Raw genomic sequence first — 12,681 nt, 5'->3', positions numbered from 1 at the left:
GAACTCATTCCTTTTTTAGAAATTAGCCATTGGCTAACTTATGGTTTATACGCTGCAGCAGTCCTATTTGGCGCAGCGAGCATTGCGTCGCTCAGAAAGTAGTGACGCAAGCTACATTTATCAAAAACTCCTCCTGTTAAATTCGAGCTTTCTCACACTTAACCCTCTAATTTATGACTAAAATTTCTCCAGTAAGACAAAGGAGAAATGTCTATGCCAATCTATCCAGTTGTCGCTTTTTGCTGCTTGCTATTCTCTAGCGTAAGCTTTGCCGCGACCACCAACGACCTCCATCTAATCCACACGAATGTCGGCTATGCGGCTCTGGCTTTCTTTACCATCGCTTATATTTTAGTCATGCTGGAAGAGTACTTGCAGATGCGGAAGTCAAAACCCGTACTGCTCGCAGCGGGATTGATCTGGATTCTGATCGGTTATACCTTCGCTAAAAACAACCAAGCCGATGTGGCAAAAGCCGCACTAGAGCACAACCTACTCGAATACGCCGAGCTATTGTTGTTCCTATTAGTTGCAATGACGTATATCAATGCGATGGAAGAGCGAAGGCTGTTTGATGCCCTACAGGCATGGATGATTGGCAAGGGTTTCGATTTTAAAAAATTATTCTGGATCACCGGTGGATTAGCTTTCGTTATTTCGCCAATCGCAGATAACCTCACCACCGCCTTATTGATGTGTGCAGTCGTCATCAAAGTCTCTGGTGATAACCCTCGCTTTGTTAACCTTGCCTGCATCAACATAGTCATTGCCGCCAACGCGGGCGGCGCATTCAGCCCCTTTGGCGATATCACCACACTCATGGTCTGGCAAGCCGGCCACGTAAACTTTATCGAGTTTCTTCCCCTATTCGTGCCCTCATTGGTTAACTACGTGATACCTGCGTTTATCATGTCAATGTTTGTACCAAATACTAAGCCAAGCACTGTACATGAGCACATCGAGCTCAAGCGTGGCGCACGACGCATCGTTGGCTTGTTCATCTTGACGATCTCAACGGCAGTGGCATTCCATGCCGTACTACACTTCCCTCCGGTAATAGGCATGATGATGGGCTTAGCATATCTGCAGTTCTTCGGTTATTTCTTGAGGAAAACCCTCAAGCAGTCTCTAACTAAAAAAGCCGCATTAGCGATTGCCAATGGTGATGACTATGCCTTAAGGCGTTTAGGGTCTGTCGTTCCATTTGATGTATTTCACCGTGTTGCCCGCGCCGAGTGGGACACCTTACTGTTCTTTTATGGCGTTGTAATGTGTGTTGGGGGATTGAGTTTACTTGGCTACCTCGAACTGGTTTCTAACGTGATGTACACCGAGTGGAATCCAATTTGGGCAAATGTGATGGTGGGTATTCTGTCCGCTATCGTGGATAACATTCCGGTGATGTTTGCCGTTTTGACCATGGAGCCAACCATGTCAATGGGTAACTGGCTATTAGTGACGTTAACTGCCGGTGTGGGTGGTAGTTTACTGTCCATCGGCTCAGCGGCCGGTGTCGCACTCATGGGGGCGGCGCGTGGACAATACACCTTCTTCGGCCACCTAAAGTGGGCTCCGGTCATCGCACTGGGTTATGCCGCCAGTATCGCAGTGCATTTGTGGATGAATGGCAACCTGTTCACCTAAACAATGCAACCTAACATCTGGTGGGTGGTTCGCGCCACCCATCGCCACCAGCCTTACTGTGTAAAGTATGTTAAACAGTTAACATCGATGCAATTTGGGCGAAATACTCGACATTGGTCACTTTTCACGACACTTTATTCAGCGATTTATCACTCTTTGGTTGGCCTTTTGCTAACCGCACCCGCTTTGGTTGCCTGTTTGCTTCCAATTCGGGTTTAAAACCAAGGAAAATATTTTTATGGATAAAGATCATAGCCTAAGAGAGAACCTCTTGGCCTTGACGCTCGGCAGCGCGTTGGTGTCATTGGGGGTTATCTTCTTCAGCAAAGTGGGGTTACTTACTGGCGGTACCGCTGGCTTGGCCATCTTTCTCACCAAAATAAGTGATTTTAGTTTTGGTCAGGTGTTCTTCGCTCTTAATCTACCTTTCTACATTTTGTCTGTGATGCGCATGGGATGGCGTTTTACCATCAACACGTTTATTGCGGTTTCAATCGTGTCGGTTGCGGTAGACCACCTGCATCATGTGATTGAGATTTCAAGAATCGAACCCATTTACGCCGCCTTATTGGGTGGAGGCTTAATAGGTATTGGAATGCTCGTTATTTTCCGCCACAAGATGAGCCTAGGAGGGTTCAACATCTTGGCGCTATACCTACAAGAGCACTTTAACATCCGGGCGGGTAAAGTTCAGATGGCGCTAGATTGTACTATCGTGGTGATTTCACTGTTCATTGTTGATGTCTACCTTATTGCACTTTCAATATTGGGCGCGATTGCGACTAACCTAATTCTGGCGATGAACCACAAGCCCGGACGTTATCAGCCAAAACCTCAAACAGCATAAACATTAAACGTAATAGCCCCGGACTTGAACCGGGGCTATTTTTATTCTGGCGCGGGTTTAAGCTAACGTTGAATTAACGCAGTATTGCTGCATATCAAGCCCCAATTGCTGCTTATTGATTTGACTAAGGTGATAATGCACTAACATCAGCAAGTCATTAGCACAAAAGAGTTCAAATGCATCTCCACCATTGTGTTGGCAAATCTCTTCACAACGCTCAGCATGGATTTTGGCTTTCTTAGGCTCGCCCGCCTTAAGTAAACTCATCGCAAGGCGATATTCTGCGCGTTCCTCTTGCATCCAACCACCGGCAACTTTCCAATACTCTAGCGCCAATGCTGCCGCTTCAAGCATGTGCTGAATTTGCGTCGCAGTGCGCTCAGAAAGCTCTTCATACTGACATGCGAGGTTGTTTCCAGTAATCGCAATAGAACGCGCCAGTGGCTCTGCTACGCTGCCTGAATTAAGTCCAGATACCGCTTTTGTTAACCATTCGCTGGCTTGTTGCAGTTTGTTCATAGCCGATAGTTCGTTGGCGATTTGAGCAAACACGCGGCGCTGGTCGACCTCAGCCAATAACGCCATGCCAGTATCACTGCCATCAAAAAAATACTGCGCTACCGATTTCGCGCGCTGGCGAGCAAGACACTCAGTTGCGACGCCATTTTCTAGCTTATCGAGGCTGGTAATAAACTGCTTGGGGTCGTTTAAATGACCAACCGAAGTATGCAGCATCAATGGCAAAATACGCTCGGCGTGATTGGCGTCCTCCACCTCTCCTAACGCATGCTCCAGTTGGTTGTAGACCAGCTCTGGCTCGGCTTCATGCTGCTGCCAACTCTGGTTGATGAATGCATCAAAATCCGTTTTGAAAGACATGCTCTTGTTATCCCTATTGATTACTCTGGATTGCTGTGTTTATAGATGGCTCCCACCCTACATAAAATTTAGACAAATACGGTAAACCTTGCTGAATTCTGAGAATCGCTTCACTTAAAGCGGTGTGCCTTGCTCTAAAGCTAATAAACGTTGTTTGCGCTCAACCCCACCCGCATAACCAGTAAGCTTGCCACTTTTACCAATCACACGATGGCACGGCACCACAATCGAGATGGGATTCTTGCCATTGGCAAGCCCTACCGCACGCACCGCTTTCGAATTGCCGATCGCATTAGCTAAGTCCTGGTAACTCCACGTTTCACCATAAGGTATCGTCGTGAGCGCATGCCAAACTTGAGTCTGAAACTCTGTTCCTGTCGCGGCTAATGGCAAATCAAATTCATTACGCAGGCCAGAAAAATACTCATCCAACTGAGTCCTGGTTAGGCTTAATACTGGGCATTGATCGTCGCGCTCCCCTAGGCTGTCTGGCTTGGTGGTACAGGTTTCAAACCAGATCCCCAACAAACCTTGGCCATTCGCTTGAATGGTCACCGTGCCTAACGGGCTTGGCATTATCGTATAACGTGATTTCATGATTGATTCCATAAATGAAACGTGGCGTAACTTCCCCAAGGTGAAGCGGTGTGGGCGTTCAATGAGGGATAATACGGCATGGCTTTCTTGACCACTAAGTCTTTATCTAAAAAACAATCCGGCTGAGACTGGCCACGCAACTGCGCATAACTGACCGTCCAAGGTCCAATACCTTTCAACTCAAGCCACTGCTGCGGATCAGCGTCAGGGTGACTCTGAACAAAATGAGCAAAGCGTGTCAGCGTGTCCTTTCGACTTTGCGGCATACGTAAAAAGCTCATATCCGCCTTTGCGATTGCGGTGGGTGTCGGGAAATAACGGAACGATTCGCCATCACTTAACGTTGCCACCAGCAAATTAAGTTGGCTTATGGCCGCTTTCACCGACACCTGCTGACCCAAAATCGCTCGCACGCCCGCTTCCCAAGCACTCCATACCCCCGGAATACGAAGACCTCGGGTGGTAACCAGACCTGGGGCTATGTAATCTAGGTGTTGCTCCACACTATATATGTCCACATCCAAATCGAACATTCGTCGTACACCAGACACGAGATTTTGCAGTTTAGATACCTCCTCGATTTCAAACACCATCTCAAGGTAACCTTCCCTTTGAGACATTTGCAACCATGCTTTCCCACCGCCGAGCTGCAAGGTTCTTTGATAACAATCACCCGTCACTAACTCCACGCCTTCTATGGCACGTAGGCGATAAAAATCTAGCATGTGCGGCCAGTTCAACTCACCTCGATACGGTAACGCGATCCGGTTCGTCCCTACCCCACCCAACTTTTTGCGCTTCACCTGAGAAGGTGTCAGTTTGAGGATCTTTTTAAAGGCATCATTAAAGCGGCGCGTACTATGAAACCCCGTAGCAAAACCAACATCTGCCACTGACATCGAACTCGAGTGCAACAGTTGCTTAGCAAACATCAATTGTTGGTATTGCGCGTATTGCTTCGGTGACAGGCCAAGATATTGCTCGAATAACATGCGTAAATATCGATCTGATATGCCAAGCCGACCCGCTAGGTTTGCCAGCGATTGTTGATGCAACTCACCGCTATCGATCATATTGATCGCCCGTTGAAAAGTGGTTTCAACCCCTTTCCACGCCCAAGATCCCGGCGCACTGTCTGGCCGACAACGCAAACACGGACGGTAACCAGCCTTAAGAGCCTGCGTTTTATCTGTGAAATACTCCACATTCTCTTCTTTAGGCAAATTGGCTGGACAAATTGGGCGACAGAAGATTCCCGTGGTTTTGACCGCAACGTAGAAGCAACCGTCAAAACGACGATCACGGGCCATACGCGCCTTTTGGCACTGTGCAAAGGTCAGCGATGTATGAGGATGAATAAACATAGTGCAACCCTAGCGAATGCATTCTGTTGTTGATGAACTTAGCCCTTCCATTGGCTGAGTAGACATGACTTGATTTTAGAACGTACCGTTAAAGCAAGTTAGCCATTTTCGGAAATCAATATTGAGAAATTTTTGCATTAGTGAATCTGTGCACTAAATTTAGAATCAGAATAACACAACAACGTCAGCTAAAAGGAATTGGCATGGACTTACACACTTGCGTCATTGTACTAAAAAATCAAAAGGTGATTACTAGCAAATCGGTAGAGCACTCGATAGGAATCATTGAGCGCGACTCTGATAAGGAAATTTCAGAGATTCAAATCAACACAACGGATGGTGAGAAGATCAGAACTTACCACTACAACTGCGTAGAGGCTTCGCTTGAAAGCTTAATGAACCTTTAAGCCTCCCAGTTCCATCAGTTGAATATCAACGGGCGCCGTTCGCGGCGTTCTTTTTCATCAAAACATGATGCCAAGTACTCACACCACCAAACGATCAATCTCTTCCAAACCATGGATTTATTGCACCGCATTCCTCTAGCGTGCCGGGCTAACCGAGCGCCGACATAAGTAACGTGTTCGAGTTTTTTGAATGAGAACATCGAATAGCGACGATGTTTTCTTACGTCAGCCCCTCCTACACTGATTAGAATAACAAGGGAGTCCTTACTCTCCACTAACGGAACCATGAGATTGCGCCAAACTGAGGCGAGGAGACGATTATGATTACAGTAAGGCACGCCGATGACCGAGGTCGTGCGAGTTATGGCTGGCTAAACAGCAAACACACATTCTCTTTCGGCAACTATTACGATCCACAGCATATGGGTTTTTCTGCATTGCGAGTGATTAATGATGACATCGTACAACCTAACGCCGGGTTCGATACACACGGTCATCAGGATATGGAAATCATCAGCTATGTACTGGAAGGGGAGATTGCGCACAAAGACAGTGAGGGTAACGTTCAAACACTATCCGCAGGTGAATTCCAACTGATGTCGGCTGGCACAGGGATTTATCATAGCGAGTACAACGCGTCAAATACTAGCACGCTACGTTTTTTACAGATTTGGATTGAGCCAAACACATTTGGCAATAGGCCTAGCTATCAGCAAAAGAATTTTAGTCGTAAGTCAGGGCTCACCAGCATTGTGACGCCCACTGGAGAAGGCGATAGTCTGCGCATCAAACAAGATGCAAGTTTGCACCAATTAATTCTACCACCGCACTCGCAGCTCAGCGTTAGCATCCAATCCGGAAGAAATCTATATGTACATCAAGTCGAAGGAGAACTGGAAATCGACAATACCTCATTGTCGGGCGGAGATGGCGCTAAAGTTGAAAAGCAAGATATGGTGACGTTTCGCAATGATTCTGCTTGGCCTGCCACTGCACTGGTCTTTGACTTGCCGTAACTTTTGATTTAGTGGATATACCCAAGTAAACTCGAAATGCTTGGTTCAGCAAGAATGACTTGGGTATATAGCATCAATACAGAAAGCCCTCTCGCAAAACACTAAAGGGCTTTTATGATTTTTTTGCGCCACATAACCAGCACTATTCGTCTACTGGCAATTCTGCGATTTGCTGCAAGCTGTAAGCGGTCAACGGATCAATTTCTTTTACGATGTCTTCGACCTGTTTAATCGCCTCTACCGACGAGCTCGCTTTACGGTAGCTTAAATAGATAGGTCGACACCAGTTGTCAACACCCGTCACCTTATGAAGCTGACCGTTTATAATAAACGGCTCTACAAGTGATGCTGGTAGGTAAGCGCTACCGCCTTTCTCTAATACGAAATCGAGAGCAATACGAGCGGTCGAAGTGCGTAGGTAGGGCGCAGGGATCTTCGGATGGCGTTCTGCGTGCTCTGACGCAAAGCGTGTGCCCCAATCGACATAAACGTATTTCTTTTCAAATACCGTTTCAATCGAATCTGCCTGAGTGGACACTAAAACCAATACCACATCAGCAACTTTTTTACAGTTCAGCTCATCCGCTTTAATTTGGTCAAAAGCAAACGCCATATCGAGTGTACGCTCAAGCAAACTACGACTTAGCATCTCACGCCCCATCACCTCGGCCATAAAACCGTAACCGCCAAATGAATCCGTGACAACGCTTAAACAGTTTTGCAAATACGCATCCCAAATATTTGGCGTACCGCCCATGGTCAGCTGTAAGGCCTTACCGTCCTCTAGCGACAATTCAAGTTTGGCTTGCTGCAATGTGGTGACCATAACCTCCGCATAATTAATTAAACGCTCACCTGCAGAGGTCAATTTAATGTTATTTCGATCACGAATAAACAACTGTGTATCAAAATAACTTTCCAGTTGTTTGATTCGAGCGCTCACTGCCGCTTGCGTAATATATAAGTTTTCAGCAGCTCGTCCGAAGTGCCGAACCTTTGCCAACTCTAAAAATGTTCGAAAGACCTTTACATCCATAAACCATCTCCTGGTTAATATAAAACCAGATTAACAACTAATTAAAATCGTGACGACAAAAAAATTTTGTTTTTCTTTTTTTTACTTTGAGCCTAATTTTTGCCGTAATTCACCACATTCATCAATAACGGTTACAGAGGCTGTTGATATGTCTGACACTGAATTTCGTCATGGCAAAAAACGTTTTTACGACAACGTCAAATTCCCACGCGGCTTTGCAAAGTCTGGCGATTTTACTCTTTCAGAAGAGGAAATCCTAACAATTTATGGGGATACTATGCTCGGCTTGGAGTCTGGCGAGCTATCACCAGAGAATAACGAAGAGAAACACTTCGTTAAAGTTCTCGAAAACCCAGGCAAAGCAAAAACGAAAATAGAGCGTACTTGGTTGAAATACACCCAACTTGCTCGTGGTCGCAAGAGATTCCATACGCTTAATGGCCGTACCAAACCTGAAGCGACTGACGACTATGCAGAAGAGACATTGGCTGAAGACGATTAAAAGAATAAAACCCGCCTCAGCTAATTTAGCTTGACCGAAGAATCATTCACTATAAAGAATGACGTAAAAAACAGTTCTTCTCAAAAAGCCCGAAGGAGTCTCCCTTAAGGGCTTTTTCTATTTGTATCCCACAAAACTCTCGATGCTACTTAGTCAGCATCGCTACTTTTTTCAGAAAGCTCTCTTTCAAATGCTCTTGGTCGTATTCCAAACGGTAAGTATTATGAAACCCGATCTTCAATTCCACCCCATTACCTCGTAGAAACACGTTATAACCATCATAATCAGAAAACGCTTCGATTCCTTCGTAAATTTTGCCAAATTCAGTCGGACTACCGTTATTCATCACACATTCATAAGCCTGTAGCACTTTAGCCGGATCTATTTCATTTTTCATTGCAAGCCCCTCAACAGTCTACACAACCTAAGTATGGTTAAGGAAATAACGCCACGCCATGTTGTGGTATGCGCGAGATCATACTTTACAAACTCCCCTTTTAGATTCTGCACTTGTTGCGGTGTTCTCAGCAAAAAAATCAATTCTTCAAATACGATTTTTGATTTAGGGCTACGAGTTCTACAAGTCACTCCCGCAAGCGGCATCATTCGAGCTGAACTACACACCTTAAGGCGACTTGAAGAAACTTAATTCAAGGCCTAAATTTTACCTATTCGCCAACGACCTCATGGCGCAATCGCATAGAACATAAAACATAGGCAAACGTCAAAACTGCTGACAAAAACCGCACTGGTTAAAGAAAAAGCAAATTTTTGACCTAAAACAATAGCAGTTCCTTACCACTTATTTTATAATGCGAATTAATGTTTCAAAACATCTTAAATTCCAATAACTAGGGGCACAAAATGAGACTTATCCCGTTAGCTCAAGCAGCACAAGTTGGCAAGTGGGCAGCAGCACACATCGCTAAGCGCATCAACGATTTCAAACCAACAGCTGAGCGTCCGTTCGTTCTGGGTCTACCTACTGGTGGCACTCCTCTAGCAACATACAAAGCACTGATCGAACTTTACCAAGCTGGCGAAGTAAGCTTCGAGCACGTTGTGACTTTCAACATGGATGAGTACATCGGTATTCCTGCAGATCACCCAGAGTCATACCGCTCTTTCATGTACAACAACTTCTTCAACCATGTGAACATCCAAGAAGCAAACATCAACCTACTGGATGGTAATGCTGAAAATCACGAAGCGGAATGCCAACGCTACGAAGATAAAATCAAGTCATACGGCAAGATCAACCTATTCATGGGCGGCGTGGGTAACGACGGTCATATCGCATTCAACGAGCCAGCATCTTCTCTGTCTTCACGCACTCGCATCAAGACACTAACGGAAGACACTCGTATCGCGAACTCTCGTTTCTTCGATGGCGACATCAACCAAGTTCCTAAATACGCACTAACTATCGGTGTTGGCACGCTACTAGACGCTGAAGAAGTGATGATCCTAGTAACTGGTCACAACAAAGCGCTTGCTCTAGAAGCAGCAGTAGAGGGTTGTGTAAACCACCTATGGACGGTTTCTGCACTTCAACTTCACCCTAAAGCGGTAATCGTTTGTGACGAGCCATCACAACAAGAGCTAAAAGTGAAAACTGTTAAGTACTTCTCTGAGCTAGAAGCGGAAAATATCAAAGGTTTCTAATCCCTAGGGTTACACTGAGATAAGCGCTAAAAATACAAAACCCGTGAACATTCACGGGTTTTTTCGTTTCTGGGCAGGGTTAAAATGAAAAGCTAATAAGCTTGAATACCAAACAAGCGTAAACGTTTCGGCAACACCTCATCCAACTTGTCTAATTCACTCGATTCAACCTCAATCAGGTTAAAATAGTGCTGCTCATAAACCACGCGGATCTTCTCTCGCTCAGCTTCGGACATCTCGCCCGTATCACTGCCCCAAAACTGCAAGTAAACTTTGCCACTGGGCAAATAGAAGTCACTCGTCACATCTTGGTCAATCGGCAACTGACGTTCATAAGCGTGCACCACACCCGCCAGATACAACCAGTTGTCGATCAGTAACTCACCTTTGGAACGCACATAGTGACCATCCAAAGTGCGGTGCTTGGCTTCAAATTTTTGGCGAAAGCTGGAATAGGACTTATCGGTAGCATGGGACTCCGCATCTTGACCTAAAAACTCCACCACAGACTGCTTCAATCGCTTGTTACGTAATACAACATCATGCCACACAACAAAGGTGTTCTGTGACGCTTTATCGGCTCTCTGTTGCCCTCCAGCGCGTATTCCAGCCTCTGTCAGAATCCATCCCTCTTCAGATTTGCTAATCCACCCTAATTCGCTCAGTAATTGATTCATTCGCTTCGCATTAAGATTTAGTTTGTCACCAAGTTGTGTCGCGCTGTAGGTTTTACCAGAGGAGATGGCAAGTTCTATGTGCAAGTTGATCGGCCAAACGATGAACTGTCCAAATTTAGGGTGATCGACATACTCGCCGCCGAATTTGGCGCCCTCTTCGGTCAAAGTCCATTTGTCACCTTGGCGAACAAGGTAACCAGCACGTTTCAGATCGGCAAACAACAGCTTCACTTCTATCTTACGCATTTTTGCTAATGCCGATGTCGATACTTTTTCAGACACGATTCATGCCTCCTGCAGCTGTTGATGGTGTCAATCTTGATATTAACGCATTGATTTCATTGCTTGAAGCAACAATAGAATAGATTGCCAAGAGGCCACAAAAAAAGCCAGTCGGTGACGACTGGCTTTTTATGTAAGTGCAGGATGTTTATTTGATGAAAGAGATACAACCTTGCAGAATCACTAGATTCACGATGTCGATAAAGAACGCCCCGACAATTGGCACCACCATGAATGCTTGTGGCGACGGGCCAAAACGGTTGACGATCGACCCCATGTTCATTACCGCCGTTGGCGTAGCACCCAAGCCAAAGCCACAGTGTCCACTCGCGATCACCGCTGCGTCATAGTTGCTACCCATCACACGGAATGTCACGTAATAAGCGAATACTGCGAGAATCACCGACTGAACCGCCAAGATGATCAAGAACGGAATCGCAAGGTCAAAGATATTCCACAACTTCAAGCTCATCAACGCCATCGCTAAGAACAGTGACAAAGAAACGGTACCCAGAATATCCACGGTCTCTACGTCCACTTTGCGCACTTTGGTCACTTCCATAGTATTGGTGATCACGACGCCAATAAACAATGCATAAACGAAATCGGGGATGGTCAGCCATTTAATACCTAGCGAGCCTACCCAATCGCCAACGTAACCAGCCCCCGTCACACACAACAAAATGATTGAGAGTCCCTCGACCACTTTTTTTGCAGTCACACGGTCTTCTTCGTGCTCGTTGTACGTCACCAACTCCGGGAAACGTTCATGCGTTTGGTTGGTGTGACCATATGCCGACTCAAGGTTGCGCTTTTCAATCAAACGCTGCGCTACTGGGCTACCAATAATACCGCCAACGACTAAACCAAACGTCGCAGATGCCATGGCGACTTCAAGCACGTTGTGTAAACCATACATGTCCTGAAAGGTTTGCGACCATGCCGCGCCCGTACCATGGCCACCAGAGAGCGTGATAGAACCAGCCATTAAACCCATTAGGGGATCTAACCCCAATGCGGTCGCCAAAGACACGCCTACCGCGTTTTGGATAAGGATGTAAACTGAAGCGATCGCTAAGAAGATAAATACCTTCGCGCCGCCTTTGATTAACTGCGTATAGTTCGCAGCCAAACCAACCGTTGCAAAGAACATCAACATGAACGTATTTTGCAATGGCAGGTCAAAAACCAAATCGACACCATTAAAATGCATCATCGTGATCGCGCAAGCGACAATCAATCCACCAACGATGGGTTCGGGAATATTGAACTTTCTCAAAATTGGCAATTTGGTGTTGATAAACTGACCCAAGAACAACACACAGATTGCGACAAGAAACGACTCTTGTGGGCCGACAGAAATGACCTGATTCATAAAACCTCTTTGCTTCCTTTTTCTCATCCGATGAGTAACAACTCATCATTTGAGCGGCATTTAGGCAGGTCAGAGTGCCTATTGAATATTCTGTTGGCTACCGTAAAGAATCATTGAATTCTCAACAAATAAGAAATGCACTAACATGACTTGATGCAAATTCTCACCCAGTGATAAATAAGCACAAAGCATCAATCTTCGATAATAAAATGATTAAGAAAGCATCGCTTCTCAACCGATGAGAAGAGGTGCGTCTTCATACAAGACACAGCGCCGCTAAAACCCGGAATTGACGTCACAACTTTCTTCTGTTTCGCCGAATACAAACGATTATCCCCAAGTAAGATCGAAAGCCTTTTTCCCTTAATCAAGAAGAGTACGTACAACAAA

General features: G+C 45.7%; 13 protein-coding genes. 6 read left to right on the top strand and 7 right to left on the bottom strand.

The genetic code is table 11. The features are described 5' to 3' along the window. The first annotated feature begins 213 nt into the window (after window positions 1-213). Together nhaD and AK966_RS11300 are read left to right on the top strand one after the other, a co-directional pair. Window positions 214-1,644, top strand: coding sequence for a sodium:proton antiporter NhaD (gene nhaD, locus AK966_RS11305; RefSeq protein WP_099078427.1), 1,431 nt, complete (start codon window positions 214-216; stop codon window positions 1,642-1,644). A 238-nt stretch (window positions 1,645-1,882) separates the two neighbouring features. Further along, a complete protein-coding gene (locus AK966_RS11300) occupies window positions 1,883-2,491 on the top strand; it encodes a YitT family protein (RefSeq protein WP_099078428.1) in 609 nt (202 codons plus the stop codon). A gap of 57 nt (window positions 2,492-2,548) precedes the next feature. Here AK966_RS11300 and AK966_RS11295 read toward each other — a convergent pair whose 3' ends face one another. The 3 genes from AK966_RS11295 to AK966_RS11285 all read right to left on the bottom strand — a co-directional run bounded on the left by AK966_RS11295 (window position 2,549) and on the right by AK966_RS11285 (window position 5,331). Continuing rightward, window positions 2,549-3,370 carry a hypothetical protein gene (locus AK966_RS11295; protein ID WP_099078429.1) on the bottom strand — a complete coding sequence of 274 codons (822 nt, stop codon included), beginning with the start codon at window positions 3,368-3,370 and terminating at the stop codon, window positions 2,549-2,551. A 114-nt stretch (window positions 3,371-3,484) separates the two neighbouring features. After that, window positions 3,485-3,967 (bottom strand): methylated-DNA--[protein]-cysteine S-methyltransferase, encoded by a 483-nt coding sequence (locus tag AK966_RS11290; protein WP_099078430.1) that lies wholly within the window; start codon window positions 3,965-3,967, stop codon window positions 3,485-3,487. Then, on the bottom strand, window positions 3,964-5,331 hold the full coding sequence (locus tag AK966_RS11285; protein ID WP_119464162.1) for a DNA-3-methyladenine glycosylase 2 family protein: 1,368 nt from the start codon (window positions 5,329-5,331) through the stop codon (window positions 3,964-3,966). The genes AK966_RS11290 and AK966_RS11285 overlap by 4 nt, the downstream gene beginning before the upstream one ends. Window positions 5,332-5,534: 203 nt before the next feature. Between AK966_RS11285 and AK966_RS11280 the strand changes: the two genes are divergently transcribed. Together AK966_RS11280 and AK966_RS11275 are read left to right on the top strand one after the other, a co-directional pair. Continuing rightward, a complete protein-coding gene (locus AK966_RS11280; protein WP_099078432.1) occupies window positions 5,535-5,738 on the top strand; it encodes a hypothetical protein in 204 nt (67 codons plus the stop codon). A gap of 320 nt (window positions 5,739-6,058) precedes the next feature. Continuing rightward, entirely contained in the window at window positions 6,059-6,754 is a 696-nt protein-coding gene (locus AK966_RS11275) for a pirin family protein (protein WP_099078433.1), read from the top strand. A 142-nt stretch (window positions 6,755-6,896) separates the two neighbouring features. On the opposite strand, the gene AK966_RS11270 is transcribed toward AK966_RS11275, so the two are convergent. Next, window positions 6,897-7,790, bottom strand: coding sequence for a LysR family transcriptional regulator (locus tag AK966_RS11270; protein WP_099078434.1), 894 nt, complete (start codon window positions 7,788-7,790; stop codon window positions 6,897-6,899). Between the two features lie 148 nt (window positions 7,791-7,938). On the opposite strand from AK966_RS11270, the gene AK966_RS11265 reads away from it, so the two are divergent. Further along, window positions 7,939-8,292, top strand: a complete 354-nt coding sequence (locus AK966_RS11265) for a DUF413 domain-containing protein (RefSeq protein WP_099078435.1) — start codon at window positions 7,939-7,941, stop codon at window positions 8,290-8,292. Window positions 8,293-8,437: 145 nt separating this feature from the next. Here the strand turns inward: AK966_RS11265 and AK966_RS11260 are convergent, their stop codons facing one another. Continuing rightward, complete coding sequence (locus AK966_RS11260) at window positions 8,438-8,689, bottom strand: DUF3081 domain-containing protein (RefSeq protein ID WP_099078436.1); 252 nt, start codon at window positions 8,687-8,689, stop codon at window positions 8,438-8,440. Window positions 8,690-9,156: 467 nt separating this feature from the next. On the opposite strand from AK966_RS11260, the gene nagB reads away from it, so the two are divergent. After that, complete coding sequence (nagB, locus tag AK966_RS11255; RefSeq protein WP_099078437.1) at window positions 9,157-9,957, top strand: glucosamine-6-phosphate deaminase; 801 nt, start codon at window positions 9,157-9,159, stop codon at window positions 9,955-9,957. A gap of 92 nt (window positions 9,958-10,049) precedes the next feature. Here the strand turns inward: nagB and AK966_RS11250 are convergent, their stop codons facing one another. Together AK966_RS11250 and gltS are read right to left on the bottom strand one after the other, a co-directional pair. Then, window positions 10,050-10,916, bottom strand: a complete 867-nt coding sequence (locus AK966_RS11250; protein ID WP_099078438.1) for a glycerol kinase — start codon at window positions 10,914-10,916, stop codon at window positions 10,050-10,052. 148 nt (window positions 10,917-11,064) lie between these two features. Then, on the bottom strand, window positions 11,065-12,291 hold the full coding sequence (gene gltS, locus AK966_RS11245; protein ID WP_099078439.1) for a sodium/glutamate symporter: 1,227 nt from the start codon (window positions 12,289-12,291) through the stop codon (window positions 11,065-11,067). Between the last annotated feature and the right edge of the window lie 390 nt (window positions 12,292-12,681).

This window comes from Vibrio sp. PID23_8, from assembly GCF_003584965.1.
Lineage (GTDB): Bacteria > Pseudomonadota > Gammaproteobacteria > Enterobacterales > Vibrionaceae > Vibrio.
Note: the sequence above shows the minus strand (reverse complement) of the source record. Positions and strands in the feature narration are given on the sequence as shown.

What these genes read in the sequence shown, in the direction of transcription:
- nhaD (WP_099078427.1), top strand. Translation starts at nt 214, where the DNA reads ATGCCAATCTATCCAGTTGTCGCTTTTTGCTGCTTGCTATTCTCTAGC.
- AK966_RS11300 (WP_099078428.1), top strand. Translation starts at nt 1,883, where the DNA reads ATGGATAAAGATCATAGCCTAAGAGAGAACCTCTTGGCCTTGACGCTC.
- AK966_RS11295 (WP_099078429.1), bottom strand. Translation starts at nt 3,370, where the DNA reads ATGTCTTTCAAAACGGATTTTGATGCATTCATCAACCAGAGTTGGCAG.
- AK966_RS11290 (WP_099078430.1), bottom strand. Translation starts at nt 3,967, where the DNA reads ATGAAATCACGTTATACGATAATGCCAAGCCCGTTAGGCACGGTGACC.
- AK966_RS11285 (WP_119464162.1), bottom strand. Translation starts at nt 5,331, where the DNA reads ATGTTTATTCATCCTCATACATCGCTGACCTTTGCACAGTGCCAAAAG.
- AK966_RS11280 (WP_099078432.1), top strand. Translation starts at nt 5,535, where the DNA reads ATGGACTTACACACTTGCGTCATTGTACTAAAAAATCAAAAGGTGATT.
- AK966_RS11275 (WP_099078433.1), top strand. Translation starts at nt 6,059, where the DNA reads ATGATTACAGTAAGGCACGCCGATGACCGAGGTCGTGCGAGTTATGGC.
- AK966_RS11270 (WP_099078434.1), bottom strand. Translation starts at nt 7,790, where the DNA reads ATGGATGTAAAGGTCTTTCGAACATTTTTAGAGTTGGCAAAGGTTCGG.
- AK966_RS11265 (WP_099078435.1), top strand. Translation starts at nt 7,939, where the DNA reads ATGTCTGACACTGAATTTCGTCATGGCAAAAAACGTTTTTACGACAAC.
- AK966_RS11260 (WP_099078436.1), bottom strand. Translation starts at nt 8,689, where the DNA reads ATGAAAAATGAAATAGATCCGGCTAAAGTGCTACAGGCTTATGAATGT.
- nagB (WP_099078437.1), top strand. Translation starts at nt 9,157, where the DNA reads ATGAGACTTATCCCGTTAGCTCAAGCAGCACAAGTTGGCAAGTGGGCA.
- gltS (WP_099078439.1), bottom strand. Translation starts at nt 12,291, where the DNA reads ATGAATCAGGTCATTTCTGTCGGCCCACAAGAGTCGTTTCTTGTCGCA.